This window comes from Terriglobales bacterium, assembly GCA_035937135.1.
Classification (GTDB): domain Bacteria; phylum Acidobacteriota; class Terriglobia; order Terriglobales; family Acidobacteriaceae; genus DASYVL01.
This window is the reverse complement of record DASYVL010000148.1, coordinates 1-2,012: the sequence shown is the minus strand read 5'-3', so window position 1 is coordinate 2,012 and position 2,012 is coordinate 1. Positions and strand designations below refer to the sequence as shown.

General features: G+C 66.7%; 3 protein-coding genes. 1 reads left to right on the top strand and 2 read right to left on the bottom strand.

Annotated features, from left to right (window positions below; genetic code table 11):
* Both VGQ94_08855 and VGQ94_08850 read right to left on the bottom strand, forming a co-directional pair.
* A partial coding sequence (locus VGQ94_08855) for a hypothetical protein (GenBank protein HEV2022625.1) occupies positions 1-326 on the bottom strand: 326 nt, incomplete at its 3' end.
* Between the two features lie 37 nt (positions 327-363).
* The gene (locus VGQ94_08850) at positions 364-1,428 is read right to left on the bottom strand and encodes a folate-binding protein (protein ID HEV2022624.1); all 1,065 of its coding nucleotides are present in this window, start codon (positions 1,426-1,428) and stop codon (positions 364-366) included.
* A 70-nt stretch (positions 1,429-1,498) separates the two neighbouring features.
* Here VGQ94_08850 and VGQ94_08845 point away from each other — a divergent pair.
* Positions 1,499-2,012: isocitrate/isopropylmalate family dehydrogenase (locus VGQ94_08845; GenBank protein HEV2022623.1), on the top strand; the 514-nt coding region annotated here is incomplete at its 3' end.

Genomic DNA, 2,012 nt, shown 5'->3' with positions numbered 1-2,012 from the left:
AGGTGCTCGAAGGTGATCTCGAAGCCCTCCGGGGGATGGCCGGCGACGGCGATGCGCTCGTCGATGCGCTTGCCGGAGGCGCGATAGGACTGCTGCGCGTCTCCCGCCGCGGCCTCTGATGGCGGCGGAGGCGCGGCCGCCGGAGGAGCTTCGGGAAGAGCTTCGGCAGGGGCCGGAGCAGCCGGGACAGGCGGCGGAACCGGAGGCGGAACAGGCTCGGGAGGGGCTTCTGCCGGGTTGGACGCGGTCTCCGGACGCAAGTCGCCCTCGGAGGTGAACTTGCGCTTGTCGCTGACCACAAAATCGGATTGCTTCTTCTCGGTCATATCTTCTTTCTAGTTTCTAGTTTCCAGTTTCTAGTTTCTAGAGCGCAAAAGGTAACTCGGCGACCGTAACCGTCGCTTCACCGGCCTTCAACGCTTTTGGGTGGAGCGTGAGCTCGCGGCGCACGTATCCGAGCGCGATGGTAGTGCGCGTGCCGTCGGTCTGGGGCAGGGAGGCGACGCTGGTCAGTTCGCCCACGTCCTTGCCCTCGGCTTGGATCTTGGTTCCGGGAGCGGCGGCGCCTGCGCCGGCGTTTTTCAGGCGAAAGCCGGTGAACTTGCGGTGCACCTGGCCGCGGGAGCGGATGCGCTCCACGATCTCCTGGCCGACGTAGCAGCCTTTGGAGAAGTCGAGCGCCTGGTGCTGCTCGGTCTCCTGGGGCAGGTCGCGCTCGCGGATGTCCTGACCGTAGCGCGGCAGGCCCGCGGCGATGCGGCACATCTCCCAGGCTTCCGTGCCGACAGGCGTCGCGCCGGCGGCGACCAGCGCGTCCCAGACGTTCGCGGCATTCTGCGGCGTCAGCCAGATCTCGTAGCCGGGGTCGCGGCCCGCGGAGCGCACCAGAGAGACGCCGATGTCCTGAAGAGTCGTGTCGCGAAGCTCGAGCGGCTCGAGCGTGCCAGCGTTCAGGCCACACTTCCCCAGCACGGCGCTCGCGTTCGGTCCACGCAGCCCGATGGCGGTGAGCTTCTCGCTGATGTCGGTGATCGCGACGTCATCCATGATGATGTACTTCTCGAAGACCTCGCGCAGGCGCGGCGCCTGGGAGCTGTCGGTGTCGAGCAGGAGGTGGTCGCCGCGGTTGTAGATGTAGAGGTCGCCGAGGATGTGTCCCTGGGGATTGAGCAGGAAGCTGTAGGCGCCGCGGTTGGGCGCCAGGTCGCGGACGTTTCCCGTGACCATGCCGTTCATCCAGCGGACGCGATCTTCGCCGGTGGCCGCGAGCTTCGCGCGCCAGCCCAGGTCGAAGACGCCCGAGGCGGAGCGCAGCGCGACGAACTCGGCCTGCGGATCGCCGAAGGCGGAGGCGGTCTCCGCGCCGCCGTATTCCCCCAAGCGCGCGCCGCGGGCCGCCAGATGCTCACTGAGAAATGTGCGGGTCATCACCAAACAATTGATTATAAAGCCCGCTGCCACTTCCCACGGGCGGGGACTCGCTGGTATCTTCCTTAGCGTGAGCCACAGGATCGCAGTCATTCCCGGGGACGGCATCGGCAAAGAGGTGCTGGGGGCGGCGCTCGAAGTGGTGAAGGCCACGGGCGCCCAGCTCGAGTTCGAGGAGTTCGACTGGTCCGCGGACCGCTACCTCCAGGACGGCGTCACCGTGCCGTCCGACGGCTTCAAAAAACTGGGGCGCGACTTTGACGCCATCTTCCTGGGCGCCTTCGGCGACCCGCGCGTGCCCACGAACATCCACGCCAAAGAGATCCTGCTGGGCATGCGCTTCCGGATGGACCTCTACGCCAACGTGCGCCCGGTCCACCTGCTGGACGCCGCGCTGTGCCCACTGAAGAACGTGGAGCCCGCGGACGTGAACTTCACCGTCATCCGCGAGAACACCGAAGGCCTGTACGTGGACGTGGGCGGCGTGTTCAAGCCGGGGACGCCGGATGAAGTCGCGGTGCAGGAGGACGTGAACACGCGCAAAGGGGTGGAGCGCATCCTCAAGTACGCCTTCGACTACGCCA